Raw genomic sequence first — 24,327 nt, forward strand, 5'->3', positions numbered from 1 at the left:
GCTGGTCCCCCGCGGGGGTGGGCGACCCCCGCCCTGTCTTGCGCCCCCCCCCCCCCCCCCCCCCCCCCCACCCCCCCCCGCCACAGCAAGCTCCTCTCCACAGCAAGCTCCCTGCTACAGCAGCTCCCTGCCACAGCAAGCCCCCTGCCACAGGTGATTCGGTTGTCTGTTCCATTTGCTGACCATCAAGCACCAACGGTGCCATTTTTGCCTGAAAGCTGCGCGGCCACAGGCGTCATTCAGGAATGCCATAGGCCATGAGCTCGTCTTTTTCATCGTTTCGCACCTGGGATGTCCAGCACTTGCCGTCGACCCCGGCGGCCTTTGTGCGGCATTTCATCGGTCATTTCAAAGGGTGGTACCTGGCGATTCTGCTGCTGCAGATTGCCGCCGTGGTGTGTTCGATCCTGATTCCCTGGGGCCTCGGGCAGATCACCCGCACCGTCAGCAACGGGCTGGACGCGGAGCGGGCGTTTGAGGTGCTGCGCTGGCCGTTGACACTGTTTGCGGTGCTGCTGGTGTGCGAGGTGTTATTCACCCGTGCGGCGGCGGGCTGCCACATCCATGTGTTGCCGTTGCAGCGGCGCACAGTCACCCACGTGGTCTTCGCCTATCTGCAACAGCACTCCCACCGTTTTATCAGCAACGAGTTCGCCGGCGCCCTGGCGCACCGGGTGTCCGAGGTGACGCTTGGAGTAAACCAGACCCTGAGCATCCTGCTGTTCGACCTGATCCCGCTGCTGGTAACGCTGAGCCTGGCCACAGCGCTGCTGTGGACGGCTTCGCCGCTGTTGGCACTGTTCATGGCCGGCTGGTCGCTGGTGTTTATCGCCATCTGTTACCTGCTGGCGCGGCGCAGTCATCCCCTCGCTCAACAGTATTCGGCCGCCCGCAGCACCAGCACCGGCAAGGTGGTGGATGCAGTGTCCAACCTGGCCAATATCCGTCTGTTTGCCCGGCATGCGTTCGAGCACAGTTACCTGGGCACCTTCCTCGACAAAGAGGTGACCGCCGCCTACCGATCACTCGGCTACATGGAGCGCATCCGCTGGTTCCAGACCAGTTGTGGCGTGGTGCTCAAGCTGGGGCTGTTGCTGCTTGCCCTGTACCTGTGGCGCAGTCACCGCATCGATATCGCCGCGTTTGTGATGTCCACCAGCCTGTCGCTGTTGATCATCAGTGACGTGGGCAACCTGTCGCGGCGCTTTCTTGAATTCTTCGAAGCCACCGGCAATATCGCCAACGGTGTGCGCACCCTGATTCGCCCCCATGAAGTCATCGACCAACCCGGTGCCAAGGCGTTGCAGGTCAAGCGCGGGGATATCGAGTTTCGCGACGTGGGCTTCAGCTATGGCACTGGCCGGCCGATTTTCGAGCAGTTGAATATCGTGATCCCCGCCGGCCAGAAAGTCGGCCTGGTGGGCGCTTCGGGCTCCGGCAAGTCGACGCTGCTGAGCCTGCTGCTGCGCCTCTACGACGTGCAGCAAGGCCAGGTGCTGGTGGATGGCAAGGACGTGCGCGATGTGACCCAGCATTCGCTGCACCAGCAGATCGGCCTGATTCCCCAGGAGCCCGGCCTGTTCCACCGCAGCATTCGCGAAAATATTCATTACGGCCGCCTGGATGCCTCGATGGACGAAGTTGCCGAGGCCATTCACCGCGCCGGCGCCAGTGAATTTATCGACAGCATGGAACACGGCTACGAGTCCTTGGTGGGCGAGCGCGGGGTCAAGTTGTCCGGCGGCCAGCGCCAGCGCATTGCGATCGCCCGGGTGTTGCTGAAGAACGCGCCGATTCTGGTGATGGATGAAGCCACCTCGAGCCTGGACTCCATCACCGAGCGCTTTATCCAGGACAAACTCGACGAAATCATGGAAGACAAGACCGTGCTGGTGGTCGCCCACCGGCTGTCCACCGTGGCCCATCTGGACCGGATCCTGGTGTTCGACAATGGTCGGGTGGTCGAGGACGGCAGCCACGAACAACTGCTGCGCCAGGGCGGGCAATACGCGCGGTTGTGGAGTCGCCAGTTCAGCGATGCCCTGGACGAAGCGGTGCTGTGATCAGGCGGCGTACCGAGTACGCCGCCTGTGGGGTTCAGATCGACAGGTGCAGCACCCGGTCATCCTTGGTGTTGGCCAGGGGCCGGCGCTTGTTGACCTTCAGCTCACCCAGATTGATCAGTAAGGTGCGGGTCACGTTGCGGCTCAACCCCAGCAACTCGGCGGTGTGCACCTGGTTGTGGTGGCACAGCCGGTAGGCGGCGGTCAGCAGGCTGCGCTCGACCTGTTCGTGGAGGTTGTCGATCTGCTCCTCGAACAGCCGCTGGAAGGCCTGCTCGAGCAGGTCATGGGCGGTGGTGCTGTCTTCCTGGCGTTCGATACGCAGGTTGGACATGCGCAGGTCATCGGCCTGGATCACGCCGTCCCGGCAGATCAGCAAGGTGTGGTGGATGACGTTTTCCAGTTCGCGGATATTCCCCGGCCAGCTGTAGGTGGCCAGCCGCTGCTCGGCGTCCTTGCTCAGGATGACCTCGCCATACCCCAGGCGGCGGGTGTAGGTGTCGATGAAGTACTGCACCAGCGGCAGGATATCGCCGGGGCGGTCCCGCAATGGGCTGAGTTCCAGGTTGACCACGTTCAGGCGGTAGAACAGGTCCTCGCGAAAATGCCCGGCGTTGATGGCTTTTTCCAGCTGCACGTTGGTGGCGGCCAACACCCGCACATTGATCGGAATGCTCTTGCGCGACCCCAGGCGCACCACTTCACGTTCCTGCAATACCCGCAGCAGCTTGACCTGGATCGACATCGGCAGGTCGCCGATTTCATCGAGGAACAGCGTGCCGCCGTTGGCCTCTTCAAACCAGCCGGCCTTGGCGCCGAGGGCGCCGGTGAACGCGCCTTTCTCGTGGCCGAACAGTTCGGCCTCCACCAGGGATTCGGAGAACGCGCCGCAATTCACCGCTACGAACGGCTGTTCCTTGCGGCCGCTGAGGTTGTGGATATGCCGCGCCACCAGCTCTTTGCCGGTGCCGGTTTCGCCGATGATCAGCACGCTGGCTTCGCTCGGCGCGACTTGTTGCACATGCTTGAGCAGGGCCTTGGACCTGGGGTCTTCAAACACCTGTGCGGTGGCACGGATGGAGGTTGCAAGGGCGGGCGAGGGCGGTAAGGTCAGCAGTTGCATGGTAATCCCTATGAATAAAAAGTCGGGATGGGCGGGGTACCGTTCAGTGCCCATTCGCCCAGTTCATGAAGCTTGTAGTCCAGCGGGTCATGCAGGCTCTGGGTGCGCAGGTTGCGCCAGTGCCTGTCGAGGGCCACCGAGGCGTTGGTCGCCCGTGCACCGGTAACCTCGAAGACCTTGCTACACAACTCCAGGCCGTTGCGGCTGGCAGCGACTTTGGCGGTGGCGATGGCAATGGCCGCTTCCCCGCGTTCCTCGCTGGTCAGTGCCGGCCCCTTGGCCCATGCCGCGTCCAGCACCTGGCCGGCGCGCTCCACCAACAGGCGGGTGCTTTGCAGCGCCACCCAGAAGTCGCCGTAATGGCTGAGGATGTAAGGGTCCTGGGTGCTGTGGCTGGCACTGGAGCGGAACCACGGGCGGGCTTCTTCCAGGGTGTATTGGCGCGCCTCTTCGAACGCGCCTTCGGCGATGCCGAGGAAGATATTCGCGAAGTGCAGTTGCGCAATCAGCGGGCGCAGGCAGGCAAATGGTGTGCTCAGCGGGCCCGGGTCCAGCAGCAGGTCGGACTCTTCCACACGTACGCGCTTGAAGGTCACGCTGCCGCTGTCGGTCTGGCGCTGGCCCATGTTGTTCCAGTCGTTGTGCAGGATGATCCCGCTGCGGGCACTGGGAATGGCCGCGATCAGCAACTTGCCGCCGGCGCTTTCGTCGATGGCCGAGGCGATCAGCATTTCCGAGTCGTTGGCCCCGGAGCAGAAGTTCTTCTGCCCCGAGAATTCCCGCCAGCCGGTGTGGCGCTTGACCACCGTGCGGGTGTCCAGCGGGTTCAGGGTGTTGCCCCAGAACCAGTTGTTGCTGGCCGTCAGGCTGAACCAGGTTTGCCACTGTGCGGGCGTGGCGAACAACCGGACGGTGGCGAGCATCAGGTGATGAAAGCCGAATACGTGGGCGATGGAGCTGTCGACCCGGGCGAATTCGCGCACCACTTCGAAGGTTTCCGACCAGTTGGCGTCCAGCCCGCCGAATTGCCCGGGAATGCTCAGGGACAACAGGCCGCTGCCGCGCAGCTTGTCGCGCTCGGCTTTGGGCGTGCCGCCGCTGGCGTCGCGGTCGACGGCGGTGCGGGCGAATTCGCTCGCCAGGTCACGGGCAATCTCCAGCGGCGTCCTGCGGGTGCAGAGTAAGTTGGCCGTCACGTGAATACCCCATTTAATTAATTTCCCTGAATGTTGGATGGAGCAAGACTCATACCAAGTAATAGTGGGCCGATAACTTGCGCTTTCTTATGGGTGTGCAAGAACGAAGAGTGTCGGATATGCAACTTTTGTTGGTCCGCTGTTGGGATTTGCACAGTTGTGCCCGAGGCTTGTAGGACGGGGCTTTGGTTATGCTTTTATCGATTAAACATATAATTGAATGTGTTTTTTAAGCGTTGTTGTGAATCGAACATTTCACCAGCAAAGTGTTGCGCCAATGGCGGTTAAATTAAGCGCTGGGCCAGCATTTATTGATGTTTTGACGTGGCACGAACCCTGCAAAGTTGAAAACAGAGCGCGACTATACGAATAGATGCTCCAACTAATTAGAGACCCCAGGAGTATTGAGTCCATGCGGCAACTGTTTGAACCACGCGCTCGTCGTTTTGAGTCACTGGCCACCGCGTCCAGCCTTGGCGTGCTGTTGATGCTGATACACGGTGCGGCTGTTGCCGCCCAGACAGACCCCACCCTGGCCACGGTGGTGGTCACCGGCGCCGAAGCCACTGAAGCGCAAAAAGCCGAGAAGCAACTGGCCAAGGTGCCCGGTAAAACCGCGGTGATCGACAACCGCAAGATCGAACAGGGCCGGGCGGCGAATGCCGAAGACGTGCTGGCGTTGCAGCCGGGAGTCTTCGCCCAGGCCACCAGCGGCTCGGGCGCCAACAAGATTTCGATCCGTGGTTCGGGCCTCAATACCTTCTACCAAGGCTATGTGCTGGGGATCAAATTCCTCTATGACGGCCTGCCGTTGACCGGCCCGGGCGGCACCCAGGAAGACATGCTGGACATGGCCTCCGTGGACCACACCGAGGTGCTCTATGGCGCCAACGCCTTCCGTTATTCGGCGTTGTCACTGGGTGGTGCGATCAACTTCGTGAGCAAGACCGGCCGCACCGATCCGGGCAACTACGCACGCTTCGAAGCCGGCAGTTTCGGCTATCGCAAGCAGCAACTGAGCACCGGTGGCGTGGACGGCGACAACGACTACTACGTCAGCATCCAGCACAACGAGCGTGACGGTTATCAGGACAACACGCCGAACAAAGGGCAGGGGATCGTCGCCAACTTCGGCCACGTGTTCAGCCCGCAACTGGAGACGCGCTTCTACATTCGCTACAAGGAAGAAACCCTCAGCCAGGGCAACACCCTGACCAAATACCAGCTCAAGCACGACCCCACGAGCAACCTCGTGCCCATCGGGCGCAAGAAGGACGGCTCGACCCTGCTGGGCAGCACCACCACCTACACCTTTGACGACAACGCCAAGCTCGAAGTCGGCCTGGGCTACAACGACTACCCGCTGGACAACGGCTGGCGTTATTCGCCAACGCCCCAGGAATGGCGCTCCCAGGACGTCAACCTGACCCTGCGCTACCTGCGCACCGCCGACACCTTCTTCGGCCTGCGCAGCGACAGCAGCGTGACCTTCAGCAACACCCTGGCGTACCTGGCCGATGTGAAATCCCACAGCAAGGCCACCGGCATCACCCAGCAGAAAACCAACTACACCGGCTCCCGGGACACGGTGTTTTCCCTCGGCAACGAACTGCAACTTAATGACCGTACGTGGCTGTCCACCGGGCTGTCGCTGATTGATATCAAGCGCAAGGCACAGATCGAATACAGCACCAGCACCAATACCAGCGCGTTCCCCAGTGGCGTGGAATACGACGAGACCGACGTCGCGCCGCGCATCGGCCTGCGTTATCAGCTGACCCCGGAATTCGAAGTGTTCGGCAACGTCAGCCGCTCGGTGGACCCACCGGTGACCTGGCAGTTGGGCAGCACCGGCACGCCGTATATCCGCGATGTGCGGCCACAAAAAGCCAACACCGTGGAGTTCGGGATTCGCGGTAGCCACGGTATTTTCGACGGGAGCCTGACGGTCTACCGTTCGTGGGTGCAGAAAGAATTGCTGTCGGTGGTGGTGCGCCAGGCAACCGCTACCCAGGACCAACTGGTGGCCACCTCCAACGGCAGCGCGACCATTCACCAGGGCATCGAAGCCGGCTTGAATGCGCAGCTGTGGGACGGCGGCAATGGCGACACCGTGACGCTGCGCCAGGCCTACACCTTCAACGACTTCCACTACCGCAATGACTCGGTGTTCGGTGACAACCAACTGCCGGGCCTGCCACGGCAGGTCTACCAGGCTGAATTGGAATATCGCCAGGGCAGCGGTTTCTATGCGCAGCTCAACGCCCGGGCGGCGTCCAGCTATTACGTCGATTTTGCCAACTCGCTGAGTGCGCCGTCTTACACGTTGTGGGGCGCGAAGGTGGGCTATGAGGCACCGAGCAAGAAGTGGGAAGTGTTCGTCGATGCGCGCAACCTGACCAACAAGCGCTATGCCACGGCCACCAACACCGCGTATGACGCCAAGGGCCAGGATTCGGCCAACTTCTATGTGGGGGATGCGTTCAACGTGACCACGGGGGTCGCGTTTCACTTCTGACCGCAGGCCGGCGCTCTAACGAACAAAGGAAATCCTGTGGGAGCTGTCGAGCTTTAGCGAGGCTGCGATGGCGTCAGCACAGTCAACATGGCTGTTGCCTGGCCCACCGCTATCGCAGCCTCGCTAAAGCTCGACAGCTCCCACATTTGATTTTTGTTGCGTCCAGAAACCTAGTTCTGCGGCCGTTGCTTGGTTGAGTCCAGCTCGGCCTTTTTACCGGTGCTGATCTCGGTGATCTGCGCCGACTTGGCAATCGCAAAATCGAAGGTGTCCTGCATCTTGGCGATCGCATCGGTGGCCGTGCCGTTCAGGCCACCGTTGGCCGCCCAGTCGAAGTTCCATACGCCGGAGAGGTTATCGGCACCCGCCACGTCATGGGTTTCGATGGCGGTGAACACGTCGGGGTGGCGCTCCATATACTGGGCCGCAGCGCTCACATCGGCGGGCACCTTGCCCGAGGCATTGCTGGCCAGTTGCGAAAGCTCTTGCTTGGTAATCGCCGACTTGCCCGACTGGCGCATGTAATCAGCGATCACCTTGCTCGACTTGGAAATATTCAACTTGTCGTCGAATACCGACGTCGAGGCTTTTTGAGTAGTCGGTCCGCCACCGGCGGGTGTTACGGTAGTAGACATCGGCGCTGCTCCCTCAATGGAATGGATGACATCGGCGCCGACGTTAGCATGGGCAATTGGCCATTTATCGCCGGCTTCACAACAATTCGCAGCGGCCGGAAAATTTCACAGGGTTTCGCACAGGGAAGCGATGGTGTTCAGGACGAAGCAGGGGACACACCGGTTTGCCGGGTTTTTCATCAGCCGCAATTTTTCATTGTTATGGCTGGGCCAGGCGCTCTCGTCCTTCGGCGAGTTTGTGTTGGAGAGCACGGTCATCGTCTGGCTGGTGACCGACCTGTTCCGTGACAGCGCCTTTGTGCCGAGCGCCGTTGGCCTGGCGGTGGCGGCATCGGCGCTTCCGCGGGTGCTGGTGGCACCCTTGGCGGGCGCCTGGGTCGATCGCCTGCCTGCGCTCTACGTGATGATCACGGCTGATGCGATCCGGGTGATCAACTTCCTGATCTTTATCCTGATCTATTCGCTGTCCGGACCGGACCCGATGCAGGTATTCGCCGGTGTACTGCTGTTGCTGGTGCTGAACAGCAGCGCCGCGCAGTTCTTCAACCCATCCCGCCAGGCGATCATGCAAGTGATCATTCCCGTTGAGCGTCGGGTGGAAGCGTCGGCCAAGACGATGTTTTCCCTGACCGGCATTTCGGTGCTTTCAGCCTCCGTGGGCCCGGCCCTGTTTGTGTGGGTGGGGCCGATCTGGGCGTTGCTGATCAATGTGCTGGCGTTCAGCTGTTCGGCGCTGTGTATCGTGGCCACCCGGGGCTTGCGCGCCGCATTACCGGTCGAGCGCGCCTCATTCTGGCGTGGACTGTTGGACGGCCTGCGGTTTTGCTGGGGGCACCCGTCGATTCGGACCCTGCTGACCGGTGTGGCGTTGTACGGGGTTTCCCTCGGCATCAACAACGTCGTCCTGTCGTTGTATGCCTTCAAAACGTTGGGCCTGAGCCCGCGTGAATATGGCCTGGTGCTCGCCGCGTTCCCCGTCGGCGGGCTGGTGGCGGCCTTGCTGGTGCGGCCGTTGTTGAGGGCCTTGAGCATTCGCCGGGCGTTTACCGTGGCGCTGCTGTGCCTGGGGTTGAGCTACCTGGGCTACGCGTTGCATCCGCCGTTTTACCTGGCCTGGGCGCTGATGTTCTGCTGCGGGCTGTGCTTTTCGGTGTTTGCCATGGTGCAGGGGCCGATGCTGCAAGAGGCCGTGCCGGCGGGGTATATGGGCCGGGTGTCGGCGACGGTGACGCCGGTGCTGGCCATTGCTTCGTTGACCGGCACCCTGGCGTGTTCCCAGACGCTCAACCTCGTGCAAGGCGCGGATGTGTACGGTGACTACATTGTTATCGCGGCGGGCCTACTGCTCACAGGCGGTGGGTTGATGCTGCTCGGTGAGCGGGCCGGGAAACAGCGGGTCACCCTGTCAGAGTGATTCACCCGCATCCAGCTTGGCCAGCAACCTCTGGCCCCGGTTCCAGAGCGCGTCCTGTTTGGATTCAGGCATGCGATCGAGATTTTTATACAGCATGGCCATGCGTTGATTGCCCCGCAGCCGGTCGCCGTGGCGCATCAGGAAGTGCCAGTAAAGCGAATTGAACGGGCAGGCATTCTCAGCGGTGCTTTCAGTGACTTTGTAGGCACAGTCGCGGCAGTAGTCCGACATGCGCTTTATATATTGGCCGCTCGCGCAATACGGTTTGGACCCGAGGTAGCCGCCATCGGCATGCATCACCATGCCCAATGTGTTGGGCAGTTCGACCCAGTCGAAAGCGTCCATGTAGATCGCCAGGTACCACTCGCATATCTGGCTGGGCACGATGCCGGCCAGCAGGGCGAAATTGCCGGTGACCATCAGCCGCTGGATGTGATGGGCGTAGGCGTGTTTCAGGCTTTGGCCGATCGCCTGGCGCATGCAGTTCATTTGCGTCTCGCCCGTCCAGTAGAACTCCGGCAGCGGGCGGCTGTTGCCGAAGGCATTGCCGGCGGCGTAGTCCGGCATCTTCAGCCAGTAGACGCCGCGCACGTATTCACGCCAGCCAATCAGTTGGCGGATAAAACCTTCGGCGGCATTCAGTCCGATGCTGCCCGACCAATAGGCCGCTTCCACATCGCTGCACAGCTGGCGCAGGTCCAGCAGGCCGATGTTCAGCGCCGCGCTGATACGGGCGTGAAACAGAAACGGCTCGTCGCTGGCCATGGCGTCCTGGTAGTCGCCGAAGCCCGCCAGGCCGTAATCCAGGAAGTAATCCCAGAGTGCCTGGGCATCGGCGTGGGTTACCGGGTAATCGAAAGTGTCGAGAGCGCCGTAGTGGCTGCTGAAGTGTTCAGCCACCAGCGCCAACACGTCCTGGGTGATCGAGTCCGAGCTGAAGCGCGCCGGGTAGGGCGCCTTGGTTCCCTTGGGCAGGGCCTTGCGGTTGTCTGCATCAAAGTTCCAGGCGCCGCCGACCGGCGTCCCGTCACCGTTGAGCAACAGCCGGCTCTTGCGGCGCATCTCCCGGTAGAAGAACTCCATGCGCAGCTGTTTTTTGCCGCTTGCCCAGGCAGCGAACTCGTCGCGGCTGCACAGGAACCGGCTGTCGGCGTGCCACTGGAGCGCTAAGCCGCAGTCTTTCAGGGATTGCTCCAGGCGCCAGTCGCCGCATTCGGTCAGGTGCACTTCACGTGCTTGCATCAGCGATTGCCAGCGCCTTAACTCGCCCGGTACCGAGCCGGTGTTTTGCGGGTCATCCAGGGTGACGTACTGCACCCGAATGCCGCGCTGCTGCAACGCCTGGGCAAAGTGGCGCATGGCGCTGAAGATCAGGACGATTTTCTGCGGATGGTGGGGCACATGGCTGGCTTCCTCCATCACCTCGACCATCAAGACCGCGTCGCGCTGATTGTCCAGCCCCTTCAACGAGGCCAGGTCAAACGACAACTGGTCGCCCAGCACCAGGCACAGATTTCGAACTGGAGGGATCACCAGGGCACTTCCAGGGAAAACGGTGTGCGCAGTGGCTCGATTGGCCCTTCACGCCGGCCGCACATTTCATCATGGACGCACTGATGCACCAGGGTGCAGGGGAATGCCGGGACTGATTGCAACACGTCACGCAGGTGATTGACGGAGCGAAAGTGCATGGGCTTTGCGGCGGCGTCCAGCAGCGTGAACTGGCCGTGGTCCAGCCGGACGCGCGCCAGATAGAAACCGCCTTCCAGGGAGAGCAGTTCCATCTCACGTACCTTGCCGTCAGTGGCCAGTTTGGTCAGGGCATGCAGGTTCACGGTTCACTCCAATAGACGGATCATTGCGTTCTCCCTGTACGGGCGTGATACAGCGGACGCTATACCTGATACTTGTACACAAAATTAATTTTGTACAGGTATTTTGAGAAGCCTCCCGGCTGCTCCTGCTACTGACCTGCACATTTATGGCGCGCTCCCTGGGCCATTTGGTAGCAGCTTCCTGCGATGCACCGTTTGCGCATCGTGAAATGGCGCCCTCCAACTCCATCTGAATCAATCACTTAAACCTTTAACCGCCAATCTGGCACGCAAACTGCTTTTTTGCATCCGTGGATAATTGGATACAAAAATTCAAAAGGTGCCGCCCATGCAATTCGCTCCCGCTTATGTTGACCGCCAGCCGCTGACCGCCGAGGAGGAGGCCTACGCCTTTTTGTTGGACGCGATTTGCAGTGGTCGCTACCGCAAGGGCGACCGGTTGATCGCCGAAGACATTGCCAGCGAGATCGGCATGAGCCGCATGCCGGTGCGCGAAGCCTTTCGCCGCCTGGATGCCCAGGGCTTGGTCACCTTGCGGCCCAACCGGGGCGCCATCGTCAGTGGCCTGGATATCGACGAATTACACGAAGTCTTCGAGATGCGCAGCGCGCTCGAGGGCCTCGCGGTGCGCGTGGCGGTCGGGCGCATCGGCGAGCGCCAGTTGGCCGCGCTGGAGCGACTGCTGGACGAGATGGACGACTACCGCGATGAAAGCGCCGAGTGGGTCAGCCGGCACCGTGCCTTTCACGAATACCTGTGCAGCCTCAGCGGCCGCCCGCGCCTGATGAAGCAGATCTCGGCGCTGTACTCCCTGGTAGAGGCGCCAATGCGTCTGTGGCTGCAACACGGCGAGAAACCCCTGAGTGCTCGCCAGGAACACGCGGTGATCCTCGATGCGATCCGTGCCGGTGACGCCGACCGCGCCGAAGCCGTGGTGCGCGAACACATCGAAGGCACCGTGCCGGCGCTGATTCAGTTCCTGCAAACGGAAAAATAGAAGCGGGTTTCAACCCGCCCGTGTTTTGACTTTGAGTCCTGCCCCCGTTGTTCAACGAAGTGGAGTGTCTGGTCATGCATAAACGCCGCGCCTTGCTGGTCGCTGTCTCCCTGGGCCTTTGCACACAATGGGCCACTGCTGCGCCCCAGGTGCCGGAGCGCCTGCAAAAGGTCGACAAACTGGTGTATTGCTCAGGGATGGATTCACCGCCCCTGGTGTCCTTCGACGAAGCCCAGAAACCCCGGGGACTGACCGTCGACCTGGGCCTGGGAATCGCCAAGCGCCTGGGGAACAAGCAGGTGCAGTGGCGGGTGATTCCGTTCTCCGGGCTGGTACCGGCGCTGCTGGCCCAGCAGTGCGACATGATCGTCGACCAGCTGTTCGACAAGCCCGAGCGGCGGCAAGTGATCGACATCGTCAACTACATGTATTCCAGCCAGTCGGTGGTGGTGCCCAAGGGCAACCCCAAGGGCATCCAGGCGCTGGATGACCTGTCCGGGCACAAGGTGGCGGTGCTTAACGGCTCCACCATCAAGACCCTGCTCGACGCCCAGAACGACAGCCTGGCCAAGGCCGGCAAGCCACCGATGAAACTGGTGGTGTACAACACCGACACCGATGCCTTCCAGGCCCTGCGCATCAACCAGGTGGACGCCTATGGCACCACCGTGGAGACCGCCGGTTACTACGCCGCGATGGCCCCGGAGCTGTTCCAGGAAGGCGTGCCGGCGTTCAGCCGGATCCTCACAGGCTTGGGCATCCGCAAGGATGACCCGCAGCTCAGCGCCGCGGTGCAGCAAGTGGTGAGCGACATGCGCAGCGACGGCAGTTACGTCCAGTTGCTGAACAAGTGGCATGTCAGCAGCGACACACTCGACTGAGGCAAACCCGCGATGAACTTCAATTGGGATGTGTTCTGGCAGTACCTGCTGCAGCCCAGCGGGGTGTACCTCACCGGGCTCTGGCTGACCTGCCTGATCGCGGTGTCGGCGATGCTGCTGGGCTGTGCGTTGGGGCTGGCGGCGGCGTTGTTGCGGCTGTCGAAGAACCCGCTGCTGCACCTGCCGGTACGCTTTTATGTGTGGCTGATGCGCGGCACGCCGTTGCTGGTGCAGATCGTGTTTTTGTACACGGCGCTGGCGGCGGGCGGGATTTTCCGTTTCGAGGATATCGACCTGTTCGGCCTGGTCATTCCCGGGAATATCCAGGCGGCGATCATCGCTCTGGGCCTGAACGAAGGCGCCTATATGGCCGAGATCATCCGGGCGGGCATCGGCGCGGTGGACAAGGGCCAGTACGAAGCCGGACGTTCCCTGGGCATGGGCTTCGCCAAGCTGATGCGCCGCATCGTGCTGCCCCAGGCGTTCCGGGTGATCGTCCCGCCGCTGGGCAACGAGTTCAACGTGATGCTCAAGAACACCACTCTGGTGAGTGTGATCGGCGTGCAGGAGTTGTTGCTCAGTACCCAGATGGTCACCTCGGCCACCTTCCGGGTGTTCGAGTTGTACCTGGTGGTCGCCATCTACTTCCTGTTGCTGACCACGCTCTGGGGCTTTTTCCAGCGTTGGCTGGAGGCGCGTTTCGGCCAGTCGGATCGGCCCTCATCACCGCCGCCGGCGTCCAGCCGGATGTTCGGTCGCAGCACCCTGAAATTGCTGAGGGGACGCTAACCATGGCGCACAAAAGTGAAGAGTTGATCATCGAGGCGCTGGATGTGCACAAGTCCTTCGGCCGGTTGCAGATCCTCAAGGGCATTTCCCTGCAAGTGCGCCGGGGCGAAGTGGTGGTGCTGATCGGCGCCTCGGGCTCCGGCAAGACCACCTTTATCCGCTGCATCAATCTGCTGGAAGACATCCAGGGCGGGCGCATCCGCGTCAACGGCCGGGCCATGGGCTATCGCGAACGCGCCGACGGCAGCCTGGTGCGGGACTCGGAACGCAACATCGCCCGCCAGCGCCGGGACATCGGCATGGTGCTCCAGCGCTTCAACCTGTTCCCCCATATGACTGCCCTTGAGAACATCATCGAGGCACCGATCCAGGTGCTCGGGGTGCCGCGTGCCGCCGCGCTGGAGCAAGCCCGCGGCCTGCTGGAGCGTGTAGGCCTGGCAGACAAGGCCGACCACTATCCGTCGATGCTCTCGGGTGGGCAGCAGCAACGGGTGGCGATCGCCCGGGCGCTGGCCATGAAGCCCCAGGCCATGTTGTTCGACGAGCCCACCAGCGCCCTCGACCCGGAAACCGTGGGCGAAGTGCTGCAAGTGATGAAAGAGCTGGCCGAGGAGGGCATGACCATGGTGGTCGTGACCCACGAAATGGGCTTTGCCCGTGAAGTGGCCGACCGCGTGGTGGTGCTCGACCAGGGCGAACTCATCGAACAAGGACCGCCGGAACAGATTTTCAGCCGTCCCAGCCATCCCCGTACCCGGGCCTTTCTCAGCCGTGTGCTATGACCCTTCCAAGGAAATTCACCATGCGCTTATCGAGCTTGTTCGCGGCCCTGTGCTGCGCTGCGATTGTCCCTATGACCCAGGCTGCCGACCCGGTGGTGAAGGTCTATAACTGGTCCGACTACATCGGGCCCGATACCTTGAAAAACTTCGAGAAAGACAGCGCCATCAAGGTCCAGTACGACATCTTCGACACCAACGAGATGCTCGAAGCCAAGCTGCTCTCCGGGCACTCGGGGTATGACGTGGTGGTGCCGTCCAGCCAGTTCCTGTCCAAGCAGATTCGCGCCGGGGCCTACCAGCCGCTGCAACGCTCCTTGCTGGATAACTGGAAGCACCTCGACCCGCGGCTGATGCAACGCCTGGAAGCCGCCGACCCCGGCAACCGCTACGCCGTGCCGTATATGTGGGGCACCGTGGGCATCGGCTACAACGAGGAAAAAGTCCGTGCGGTGCTGGGCAAGGATGCGCTGCTGGACTCCTGGTCGATGGTGTTCGAACCCGGCAACCTGGCCAAGCTCAAAAGCTGCGGTGTGGCGTTTCTCGATGCGCCGGTGAAGATCATTCCCCAGGTGATGCTCTACCTCGGCCTGGACCCCAACAGCGTCAAGCCCGACGACTACAAGCAAGCCTCGAAACGCCTGATGGAGCTGCGACCGTCGGTGACCTACTTCAACTCGTCGAAGTACACCGCCGACCTGGCCAACGGTGATATCTGCGTGGCCATCGGTTATTCCGGCGACGTGATGCAGGCCCGGAGCCGGGCCAAGGAAGCGGGCAAGAATATCGACATCCGCTACCTGATTCCCAAGGAAGGCGTGAACCTGTGGTTCGACATGCTGGCGATCCCCAAGGACGCCGGCAACGTGGCCAACGCCCATGCCCTGATCAACTACCTGCTGCGCCCCGACGTGATCGCGCCCATCAGCGACTACGTGGGCTACGCCAACCCCAACAAAGACGCCACTGCGCTGATGGACCCGAAAGTCAGCGGCAACCCGGGCATCTATCCCGGTGACGACGTGATCAGCCACACCTTCGTTTCCGCCGACCTGCCGGAAGCCATCCAGCGCCTGATGACCCGGGAATGGAACCGGGTCAAATCCGGCCAATGAATCCTTGTTTTGAAGAGCCTTTGCCATGTTGAAAATGTCTGCCCATGAATACCCTTATCCCTCCCAGCGCCAGAGCGTATTTGCCCGGCGCGGCATGGTCGCCGCCTCGCAGCCCTTGGCTGCCCAGGCCGGCATCGAGATCATGCAAAAGGGCGGCAATGCCATCGACGCCGCCATCGCCACGGCGGCGGCGCTGACGGTGGTGGAGCCCACCGGCTGCGGCCTGGGGGGCGATGCGTTTGCGCTGGTGTGGTGCAAGGGCCAGTTGCATGGCCTGAACGGAAACGGGCACGCGCCGGCGGCGGTGTCGATCGAGGCGGTCAAGGCCGCCGGCCATGCCCAGATGCCGCTGTATGGCTGGACCCCGGTGACGGTGCCGGGCTGCCCGTCGGCGTGGGCCGAGTTGTCGCAGCGATTTGGCAAACTGCCGTTTGCCGAGTTGCTGCAACCGGCCATCAGCCTGGCGCGGGACGGCTTTCCGTTGTCGCCGGTGGTTGCCCATCAATGGCAGGTCGCTCTGGAGGAATTCACGCCCCACCGCGACCCGGTGCTGGAGGCGTGGTTCGACACCTTCCTGATCGACGGCCGAGCGCCACAGGCCGGCGAGCTTTTCCGCAACCCGGCCCAGGCCAGAACCCTTGAAGAACTGGCCGCCACCCGCTGCGAAAGCCTGTACCGCGGCGCCCTGGCCGAGCGCCTGGATGCACATTCCCGGGCCACCGGCGGCTACCTGCGGGCCAGCGACCTCAGCGGCTACCGCGCACAGTGGGTGGAGCCGATCCATATCAATTATCGCGGCGTGGACGTCTGGGAAATCCCGCCGAGCGGGCAGGGCCTGGTGGCGCTGATGGCCCTGAAGATTCTCGAAGGCTTCAGCTTCGATCACCGTGACAGCCAGCAAACCTGGCACCGCCAACTGGAGGCGATGAAACTCGCCTACAGCGACGGCCTGCACTACATCACCGACCCGGCGCACATGCGCGTGGCGGTGGCCGACCTGCTCAGCGATGACTACAGCACCCGGCGTCGCAGCCAGATCGGCGAACAGGCCCAACCGCCCAAGCCCGGCGACCCCCACGCCAGCGGCACCGTGTACCTGGCCACCGCCGATGCGGAAGGCAACATGGTCTCGTTTATCCAGAGCAACTACCACGGCTTCGGCTCCGGTGTGGTACTGCCCGACAGCGGCATCGCGCTGCAGAACCGTGGGCAGGAGTTCAGCCTTGATCCGACCCACGCCAACTGCCTGGCGCCGGGTAAAAAGACCTTCCATACCATCATCCCTGGGTTCCTTACCCAGAATGGCCAGGCCCTCGGGCCGTTTGGCGTGATGGGCGGCTACATGCAGCCCCAGGGCCATGTGCAAATGGTGATGAACCTGGTGGACTTCGGCCTCAACCCCCAGGCGGCCCTCGACGCACCGCGCTGGCAATGGCTGGGAGACATGAAGGTCGGCATCGAGCAGGGCGCGTCCCGGGACCTGGCCAACGCCCTGGCCCGGCGCGGGCATCAGGTGCAGATCGCCAGCGACCTGACGGACTTTGGACGCGGGCAGATCATCCTGCGGGACCCGGCCAGCGGTGTGCTGTGGGGCGGTACCGAGCCGCGGGCGGATTCGCATATTGCGGTGTGGTAGGCGCATCCGATTTTCTGTGGGCGCTGGCTTGCCTGCGATGGCATCACCTCGGGTTATCTGAAAAACCGAGTTGTCTGCATCGCAGGCAAGCCAGCTCCTACAGGGGATGGTGTTCAGGCCCCAGACGAATGCCGGTCAGTAGCGAATCATCACCGACTTGAGCTCGGTGTAGTCCTCGATAAAGGCCCCGCCAAACTCACGGCCCACTCCCGAAGACTTGTTGCCGCCAAACGGCACCGCCGGGTCGAGCATCGTGTGCATGTTCACCCACACCGTGCCCGCGTTGATCGCCGGTACCATGCGCAGGGCCTTGCTCAAGTCGTTGGTCCAGAGGCTGGCGCTCAGGCCGTAAGGTGTGTTGTTCATCAGTTCCAGCAGTTCTTCCTCGGTGTCGTAGGGGAAGAACGTGGCGATCGGGCCGAAGGTTTCTTCGTTGAGCAGGGTGTCGTTGATAGTGTTGGCGAGAATCACGGTGGGCTCCACATAGCAGCCCGGGCGGTCGATCAGCTTGCCGCCGTGGACAATCGTGTTGTGCTCGGCGCGGGCCTTGGCAAAAAACCATTCGAGTTTCTGTTGGTGCTGGCGGTTGGTCACCGGGCCGAATTCAGTGCGCTCATCCAGGGGCGAGCCGATGTTCAGCTGGCTCAGGCGTTGCGCCAGCTTGTCCATGATCGGCTCGATCTGTGAGCGATGGGCGAAGAAGCGTTCGGCCGCCGCGCAGATTTGGCCGGAGTGCAGGAAGCCGGCTTCGATGATGCCGTTGACCGCCTTGTCCAGGTCCATATCCCGCAGGAACCCGGCGGAATTCTTGCCCCCCAGTTCCAGGGTCGCCCGGGTCAACCCGGAGCCCATGGCGCTGCGGCCCACGGCGATGCCGGTGGGCACCGAGCCGGTAAACGAGACCTTGTCGGTGCCCGCGTGCTCCACCAGGCCTTTGCCCACGTGGCCGCCGCCGGTCAACACGTTCAGCACGCCCGCCGGCAGGCCGGCGTCGATGGCCAGTTCGGCGATGCGCAGGATGGTCAGCGGGGTGAACTCGCTGGGCTTGATGATGATGCTGCAACCGGTCACCAGCGCCGAGGCGAGTTTCCAGATGGCGATCATGGTCGAGAAATTCCACGGCACGATGCCCACCACCACGCCCACCGGTTCGCGCAGGGTGAACGCGGTGTAGCGTTCGCCGGCAAAGGAGGGCAGCGACGGGGTGATGGTCTGGCCGTTGATCTTGGTGGCCCAGCCGGCGTAGTAGCGCAGGAAGTGCGCGGCCTGGTCCACTTCAAAGGCCCGGGAAATCTGGATGATCTTGCCCGACTGGCAGGTTTCGATCTGGGCCAGTTCTTCGCGGTGTTGCTCCAGCAGGTCGGCGAGTTTCAGCAGCACGTTGCCGCGTGTCGCCGGTGCGGCTTGGGACCATTGGCGGAAGCCGCGCCGGGCGGACTCCACCGCCGCGTCGATATCGGCAAGGTCGGCGTCAGCCACCTGGGCGATCACTTCGCCGGTGGCCGGGTTGATCACGTCCAGGGTCTGGCTGGAGTGGCTTGGCACGTAGCCGCCGTCGATAAACAAGGCATGGTTTCGACGGAGGAAGGCGTGGACTTCAGGCAGCAGCGCAATATCGCTCATGGGATGTTCCTGCTCGCAAAAGCCCGAGGTTAACCAGCCTGGGCGAGCCGGGCTTGTCTGTGCCTGCCGGGCGATATGTCTGTGGCTGCCAGGCCTGTGGAAAGTGCAATCTTGGCTGTGGAAGGTGCATTTTCCGCGGGTGTTGCCCGCTCCATACTGGCCCCACATCCAGCGCCGTTCGTTGAGTTTGAACGCCAGCCGGACATCCAATAATAAGCAGGGCCGTCCATGAAAAAGCCAAACCCGCTCCTCGAAGACCTCAAGGCGATTCTGCCGACCATCGCTGCCAACGCCTTCCAGGCCGAGCAGGACCGCAAAGTCCCCGACGAGAACATTGCGCTGCTCAAGAGCATCGGCATGCACCGTGCTTTTCAACCCAAACCCTTTGGCGGCATGGAAATCTCCCTGCCGCAATTTGCCGACTGCATTGCCTTGCTGGCCGGCGCCTGTGCCAGCACCGCCTGGGCCATGAGCCTGTTGTGCACCCACAGCCATCAACTGGCGCTGTTTCCCGCCAAGCTGCAGCAGGAAGTCTGGGGCGATAACCCGAATGCCACCGCCAGCAGCAGCATCGCGCCGTTTGGCCGTACCGAAGAGGTTGAAGGCGGTGTGCTGTTCAGCGGTGAAATGGGCTGGAGCAGCGGTTGCGATCACGCCGAGTGGGCGATTGTCGGCTTCCGTCGCAAAAACGCCGAGGGCACCCAGGACTATTGCTTCGCGGTCCTGCCCCGCAGCGACTATCAGATTCGCGATGACTGGTTCGCTGCCGGCATGAAAGGCAGCGGCACCAAGACCCTGATCATCGACAACGTGCTGGTGCCCGAACACCGCATCCAGAAAGCCCGGGACATGATGGAAGGCAAGTCCGCCGGCTTTGGTTTGTACCCCGACAGCAAGATTTTCTACTCGCCGTACCGGCCGTATTTCGCCAGTGGTTTCTCCACCGTCAGCCTGGGCGTGGCCGAGCGCATGCTTGAGGTGTTCCGCGAAAAAACCAAGACCCGCGTGCGTGCCTACACCGGTGCGGCGGTGGGCGCCGCGACCCCGGCGTTGATGCGCCTGGCCGAGTCGACACACCAGGTGGCCGCTGCCCGGGCGTTCCTGGAAAAGACCTGGCAGGAACACGCCGAACACAGCGAACAGCACCGTTACCCGAGCCGCGAGACCCTGGCGTTCTGGCGCACCAACCAGGCGTACGCCACCAAGATGTGCATCCAGGCGGTGGACCGCTTGTTCGAGGCCGCCGGTGGCAATGCGTGGTTCGAGCACAACGAGATGCAGCGCCTGTTCCGCGATTCCCATATGACCGGCGCCCACGCCTACACCGACTACGACGTGTGCGCGCAGATTCTTGGCCGCGAGCTGATGGGGCTTGAGCCTGATCCGAGCATGATTTGACGCCGACCCGGCCATCACAACAATCAGGACTGCGCGTTGATGCAGTCCGGGAGTCTTGCATGTCTGATAACAGTTTCGACCCACGTGCCTTTCGCCGGGCCCTGGGCAACTTTGCCACTGGCGTCACCGTGGTCACTGCCGCTGATGCCAGCGGGCGCAAGGTCGGCGTTACCGCCAACAGCTTCAACTCGGTGTCCCTGGACCCGCCGCTGGTGTTGTGGAGCATCGACAAACGCTCCAACAGCCACGAGGTGTTCGAGCAGGCCAGCCATTTTGCGGTCAACGTGCTGGCGGCCGACCAGATCCACCTGTCGAACAACTTTGCCCGGCCCAGGGATGATCGTTTTGCCGAAATCGAATTCGAACCGGGGGAGGGCGGTTCGCCGGTCTTCGCCGATTGCTCGGCGCGGTTTCACTGCGAGAAGTACCAGCAGGTGGATGGCGGCGATCACTGGATCATGATCGGCAAGGTGGTGGCGTTTGATGATTTTGGTCGTGCGCCGTTGCTTTATCACCAGGGGGCGTATGCGCGGATCGAAGAGCGGCAACCGTAGGGCGAGCGCCTCTCTAGAGGACTGACGCCGCTTGAATGTGGGAGCTGGCTTGCCTGCGATGCAGACACCTCGGTACATCAGAGACACCGCGGTGATGCCATCGCAGGCAAGCCAGCTCCTACATTTGATCTTCATCAGCCCATTGGATTTGCGCTAGAACGGCACGGCCACGGTGACTTGGCTATAGAGATTGGTGCCATTGCCACCCACCTGATTACCACCGTTGCTCTCATCCTTGTTCGGCTTGTACAACCCCAGCAGCGGCGTGACGATCAGGTGTTCATTCACCGCCCATTCGGCGTACAGGTCCAACTCGCGCCCGTCGAGATTCAGCATTCCGCCCTTGCTCAAGGTCTTGTAGTCGAAGAACAGCGCGCCGACGGTCACGCTGTCCAGCGGCTTGACCTTCAACGCCACGTGTTGCACCTCGGTGTTGGTATTGAACGGCCCCGAGTAATTGCCCGCCACTTCACCCTGCACCCAGGTGCCGTAGCCACGGTTGAAGCCCGAGAACATCGCGTCCCAGTTCTTCGAGTAGCGGCTGTAGCGGTAGGTCAGGTCCGGTGACCAGGGCAGTGCGGCGAAGGTATAACCGCCCTCGGTGTACCAGGCTTTCTCCGGGCCGGCGTCCTTGTCCTGCCAGGCGTATTCAAAGGAAAAGTGCGCGTTCTCGATCCCGGCATTACCGGCGCCCCGCAGGCTGTAGATGTTCATCCCGGCGCGCTGTTTTTGCAGGTCATTGGCATAACGGTCGTCAACGCTGATGCCATGGATATAGGTCAACCCCAGGGTGCCGGGCGCGGCGGTGTAGTCCAGGGTGCCGGCGGCCATTTCGGTGTTGGCCTGGGCGCGGTTGTCGGACTTGATCCACATCACGCTGCCATGCACGCCGTCCTTGCCGCCCAGGCGTAGCACGGCAGTTTGATCGAAGGCATGGCGCGCGGCGATGTAGTAGGCGCCGCCACGGTTGAACTTGCCGTCGTCCACGCCCTTGCCGAGGTTCGGGCCGTCGTCGTTGATGATGAAACCGTCGCCGAGCATGATGACCTGGCGGCCGAACGACAGGTCCACACCCTCCTTGCCCAATGCCGGAAACAGCTCCCCCGAGCGCCAGCCGGCGAAGGCTTCGTCGAACTTGGTGGTGCGCTCGCTGCCGGTGGTCACGCCGGACGCATCGCCGTCGCCCCAGGTACCGGAGCTGACCAGATTGGCGGTGCCATACACGCTGCCCAGGGCGCCGAAGCGCTGGTCGATGCTCAAGCCATACTTGATGAAACCTTCGCGCCAAGTGGAACCGCCGATGGTGCCGTCGTAGTTCTTGCGGCTGTTGAACAGGCCGTACACCGCCAGGAAGTTGCCGGTGACGTGGGTGTCGTCATCGGCATACAGCTCGAAGGCCTGGGCCGATGACTCGATGAGTGTCAGGGCGATGCCCAGGCTGATGGCCCTGTACAGGTGACGGATTTGTTGTGTGTGTTGCATTGTTATAGTCCCCAGCAAGGTGAATTGAGGGAGCATTAGGGCGAGCGCCGCCGGGCCAAGTCTTTCCCCTGCGTGCCAGGCAATTGTCCCAGGCCGCCAGCGGCGGGGCGGTGGCAGGCAGCAACAAAACCGGCGGCAGCCAGGAGCAAGACGATCAGCCAGGGCGGGGCGCAGAGTGCCAATACTTCTAAAAATCCGCTTCTTGAGGATCCGCACCATGTCGATCAACGACCGGCTCACCGAACACCTGAAACGCGGCACGGTGGGCTTTCCCACGGCGCTGGCGAGCACCATCGGCCTGATCATGGCCAGCCCGGTGATCCTCACCGCGACCATGGGGTTTGGCATCGGCGGCAGCGCCTTCGCGGTGGCGATGCTGATCGCGGTGGTAATGATGCTGGCCCAGGCGACCACTTTCGCCGAAGCCGCCTCGATCCTGCCCACCACCGGTTCGGTCTACGACTACATCAACTGCGGCATGGGCCGGTTCTTCGCGATCACCGGCACCTTGTCGGCGTACCTGATCGTGCATGTGTTTGCCGGCACCGCCGAAACCATCCTGTCCGGGGTGATGGCGCTGGTGAACTTCGAGCACCTCAACACCCTGGCGGAATCCGCCGGCGGTTCGTGGTTGCTGGGAGTGGGTTTCGTGATCGTGTTCGGGGTACTGAATGCGTTTGGTGTCAGTGCGTTCGGCCGGGCGGAGATCATCCTCACGTTCGGCATGTGGACCACCTTGATGGTGTTCGGCGTGCTGGGCCTGATCGCGGCCCCGGCGGTGCAACTGGACGGCTGGTTCGGTGAGTCCCTGGTGGGCACCGACCTGATCACCATCCTGTCGCTGGTGGGCATGGCGATGTTCATGTTCGTTGGCTGCGAATTCGTCACGCCGCTGGCGCCGGACCTGCGCAACTCGGCCAAGGTCATGCCCAGGGCGATGGTGCTGGGGCTGCTGGGCGTCGCCACGTGCATGTTCATCTACGGCGCCGCGATGAAGCGCCAGGTGGAAAACGTATTGATCGACGCGGCGGGCGGCGTGCACCTGCTGGACACGCCGATGGCCATCCCGAAATTCGCCGAGCAGGTGATGGGCAGCATCGGCCCGATGTGGCTGGGCATCGGCTTTCTGTTTGCCGGCGCTGCGACCATCAACACCCTGATGGCCGGCGTGCCCCGGATTCTGTATGGCATGGCGGTCGACGGCGCGTTGCCCAAGGTCTTCACCTACCTGCACCCGCGCTTCAAGACGCCGCTGCTGTGCATCCTGGTGGCGATGCTGATCCCGTGCCTGCACGCGCTGTACCTGGGGGGCAACACCGACAACATCATGCACCTGGTGCTGGCGGCGGTGTGTGCCTGGAGTTTTGCTTACCTGCTGGTGACGCTGTCGGTGGTGATTTTGCGGATTCGCCGGCCGGATCTGCCTCGCGCTTATCGTTCGCCGTTCTTCCCGCTGCCGCAGATTCTGTCGAGCATCGGCATCCTGCTGGGCATGTGGTTTATCACCCCGCCGGGCATGAACCCTGCCGACATCTACATCCCCTTTGGCGTGATGCTCGGGTGCACGGCGGCGTACGCGCTGTTCTGGACCCTGGTGGTGCAGAAGGTCAATCCATTCAAGCCCGCCTCGGTGGAGGAGGTGTTGGCCAAGGAGTTCGCCCATGAGCCGGGTCCGTCCCACAACGGGTATGTCAGCCATGCTGCAAAAACTGTCTGAGCTGTTCAGCGCCCGGCGCGCGCCTGCCGGGTATCGGCCCGGGGTTACGCTGGAGCACTTGCGACGTAACCTTGGCCTGGCCGGTTATGAGGTGTGCGGCCCGACCACGGCCCGGGTTGCCCTGGGCGACCTCGGGTTGCAATTGGAGATCGTGGAGCGCACCGAATCCCAGCTGTTGATGCACCTGGTGATGACCGAATTCGTGCTGCGCATCCCTGCCTCGCAGCAGGGCACGGCGAGCTTCGAACTGCACCACACCGGGGCCGTTCGACGCACCGGAATCCGCTGTCGGCAGCGGTCGGGAGACAAGGCGCTACTAAGCATTCTGCAAACTGAATTGCAGGAGGGCAGTGCATTGCATCGCGCCCTGATGCCGCTGGATTTCAAGCGCCTGCGCATCGACCTGCAGGATCACCAGTGGTGCGTGCGGCTTGAGCATATGGGCGGCAGCGAGGTGGTCAACCGCATGCCGGCGTTCCGGCGCTATATCGCCTTGAGCAGCATCCAGCGCGCCTGGTTGCTGGACGCTCTGAGCGGTTTCCAGCGCGCATTACAGGCCCACTGACCGCAGG

19 protein-coding genes and 1 pseudogene are annotated in these 24,327 nt (G+C 62.4%); 13 read left to right on the top strand and 7 right to left on the bottom strand.

The genetic code is table 11. The annotated features are described in order from the left end of the window. Positions 1 to 257 precede the first annotated feature (257 nt). Entirely contained in the window at positions 258 to 2,063 is a 1,806-nt protein-coding gene (locus M2400_RS24690; protein WP_177078364.1) for an ABC transporter ATP-binding protein, read from the top strand. 34 nt (positions 2,064 to 2,097) lie between these two features. Here the strand turns inward: M2400_RS24690 and M2400_RS24695 are convergent, their stop codons facing one another. Together M2400_RS24695 and M2400_RS24700 are read right to left on the bottom strand one after the other, a co-directional pair. Next, entirely contained in the window at positions 2,098 to 3,186 is a 1,089-nt protein-coding gene (locus tag M2400_RS24695; RefSeq protein ID WP_177078362.1) for a sigma-54-dependent Fis family transcriptional regulator, read from the bottom strand. A gap of 8 nt (positions 3,187 to 3,194) precedes the next feature. Next, the gene (locus tag M2400_RS24700; RefSeq protein WP_177078360.1) at positions 3,195 to 4,382 is read right to left on the bottom strand and encodes an acyl-CoA dehydrogenase family protein; all 1,188 of its coding nucleotides are present in this window, start codon (positions 4,380 to 4,382) and stop codon (positions 3,195 to 3,197) included. Between the two features lie 412 nt (positions 4,383 to 4,794). Here M2400_RS24700 and M2400_RS24705 point away from each other — a divergent pair, with 412 nt between their 5' ends. Then, positions 4,795 to 6,900: a TonB-dependent receptor domain-containing protein gene (locus tag M2400_RS24705; RefSeq protein ID WP_177048681.1), complete on the top strand. Its 2,106-nt coding sequence runs from the start codon at positions 4,795 to 4,797 to the stop codon at positions 6,898 to 6,900. 170 nt (positions 6,901 to 7,070) lie between these two features. Here M2400_RS24705 and M2400_RS24710 read toward each other — a convergent pair whose 3' ends face one another. Beyond that, on the bottom strand, positions 7,071 to 7,535 hold the full coding sequence (locus M2400_RS24710; protein WP_177078356.1) for a hypothetical protein: 465 nt from the start codon (positions 7,533 to 7,535) through the stop codon (positions 7,071 to 7,073). Positions 7,536 to 7,668: 133 nt separating this feature from the next. Here M2400_RS24710 and M2400_RS24715 point away from each other — a divergent pair, with 133 nt between their 5' ends. Further along, the gene (locus M2400_RS24715; protein ID WP_259198435.1) at positions 7,669 to 8,949 is read left to right on the top strand and encodes an MFS transporter; all 1,281 of its coding nucleotides are present in this window, start codon (positions 7,669 to 7,671) and stop codon (positions 8,947 to 8,949) included. Here the strand turns inward: M2400_RS24715 and M2400_RS24720 are convergent. Together M2400_RS24720 and M2400_RS24725 are read right to left on the bottom strand one after the other, a co-directional pair. After that, complete coding sequence (locus M2400_RS24720) at positions 8,941 to 10,482, bottom strand: cryptochrome/photolyase family protein (protein WP_259198436.1); 1,542 nt, start codon at positions 10,480 to 10,482, stop codon at positions 8,941 to 8,943. The genes M2400_RS24715 and M2400_RS24720 overlap by 9 nt on opposite strands. Further along, a complete protein-coding gene (locus M2400_RS24725) occupies positions 10,479 to 10,784 on the bottom strand; it encodes a DUF6482 family protein (RefSeq protein WP_177078350.1) in 306 nt (101 codons plus the stop codon). The genes M2400_RS24720 and M2400_RS24725 overlap by 4 nt, the downstream gene beginning before the upstream one ends. A gap of 328 nt (positions 10,785 to 11,112) precedes the next feature. On the opposite strand from M2400_RS24725, the gene M2400_RS24730 reads away from it, so the two are divergent. From M2400_RS24730 to M2400_RS24755, 6 genes are all read left to right on the top strand, one after another. Beyond that, on the top strand, positions 11,113 to 11,781 hold the full coding sequence (locus M2400_RS24730) for a GntR family transcriptional regulator (protein WP_177078348.1): 669 nt from the start codon (positions 11,113 to 11,115) through the stop codon (positions 11,779 to 11,781). A 74-nt stretch (positions 11,782 to 11,855) separates the two neighbouring features. Beyond that, positions 11,856 to 12,662, top strand: a complete 807-nt coding sequence (locus tag M2400_RS24735) for an ABC transporter substrate-binding protein (RefSeq protein WP_259198437.1) — start codon at positions 11,856 to 11,858, stop codon at positions 12,660 to 12,662. Between the two features lie 12 nt (positions 12,663 to 12,674). Then, positions 12,675 to 13,451 (top strand): amino acid ABC transporter permease, encoded by a 777-nt coding sequence (locus tag M2400_RS24740; RefSeq protein WP_177115499.1) that lies wholly within the window; start codon positions 12,675 to 12,677, stop codon positions 13,449 to 13,451. Between the two features lie 2 nt (positions 13,452 to 13,453). Next, positions 13,454 to 14,233, top strand: a complete 780-nt coding sequence (locus M2400_RS24745; RefSeq protein WP_259198438.1) for an amino acid ABC transporter ATP-binding protein — start codon at positions 13,454 to 13,456, stop codon at positions 14,231 to 14,233. Between the two features lie 20 nt (positions 14,234 to 14,253). Beyond that, positions 14,254 to 15,345: a polyamine ABC transporter substrate-binding protein gene (locus M2400_RS24750; protein ID WP_259198439.1), complete on the top strand. Its 1,092-nt coding sequence runs from the start codon at positions 14,254 to 14,256 to the stop codon at positions 15,343 to 15,345. Positions 15,346 to 15,370: 25 nt separating this feature from the next. Continuing rightward, positions 15,371 to 16,981 carry a gamma-glutamyltransferase family protein gene (locus M2400_RS24755; RefSeq protein WP_259198440.1) on the top strand — a complete coding sequence of 537 codons (1,611 nt, stop codon included), beginning with the start codon at positions 15,371 to 15,373 and terminating at the stop codon, positions 16,979 to 16,981. Between the two features lie 135 nt (positions 16,982 to 17,116). Here M2400_RS24755 and M2400_RS24760 read toward each other — a convergent pair whose 3' ends face one another. Further along, complete coding sequence (locus M2400_RS24760) at positions 17,117 to 18,604, bottom strand: aldehyde dehydrogenase family protein (RefSeq protein ID WP_259198441.1); 1,488 nt, start codon at positions 18,602 to 18,604, stop codon at positions 17,117 to 17,119. A gap of 228 nt (positions 18,605 to 18,832) precedes the next feature. Between M2400_RS24760 and M2400_RS24765 the strand changes: the two genes are divergently transcribed. Then, positions 18,833 to 20,002 (top strand): p-hydroxyphenylacetate 3-hydroxylase oxygenase component, encoded by a 1,170-nt coding sequence (locus M2400_RS24765; protein WP_177048697.1) that lies wholly within the window; start codon positions 18,833 to 18,835, stop codon positions 20,000 to 20,002. 59 nt (positions 20,003 to 20,061) lie between these two features. Continuing rightward, positions 20,062 to 20,538 (top strand): annotated as a pseudogene (locus tag M2400_RS24770) (flavin reductase family protein); the annotation flags it as partial. Between the two features lie 171 nt (positions 20,539 to 20,709). Here M2400_RS24770 and M2400_RS24775 read toward each other — a convergent pair. Then, positions 20,710 to 22,038, bottom strand: a complete 1,329-nt coding sequence (locus M2400_RS24775; RefSeq protein WP_259198442.1) for an alginate export family protein — start codon at positions 22,036 to 22,038, stop codon at positions 20,710 to 20,712. Between the two features lie 217 nt (positions 22,039 to 22,255). Here M2400_RS24775 and M2400_RS24780 point away from each other — a divergent pair, with 217 nt between their 5' ends. Together M2400_RS24780 and M2400_RS24785 are read left to right on the top strand one after the other, a co-directional pair. Continuing rightward, positions 22,256 to 23,755: an APC family permease gene (locus M2400_RS24780; RefSeq protein ID WP_177122028.1), complete on the top strand. Its 1,500-nt coding sequence runs from the start codon at positions 22,256 to 22,258 to the stop codon at positions 23,753 to 23,755. After that, entirely contained in the window at positions 23,736 to 24,320 is a 585-nt protein-coding gene (locus M2400_RS24785; protein WP_259198506.1) for a DUF3156 family protein, read from the top strand. The genes M2400_RS24780 and M2400_RS24785 overlap by 20 nt, the downstream gene beginning before the upstream one ends. Positions 24,321 to 24,327 lie beyond the last annotated feature (7 nt).

It is taken from the genome of Pseudomonas sp. BIGb0558, assembly GCF_024807515.1.
GTDB classification, from domain to species: Bacteria; Pseudomonadota; Gammaproteobacteria; order Pseudomonadales; family Pseudomonadaceae; genus Aquipseudomonas; species Aquipseudomonas yamanorum_A.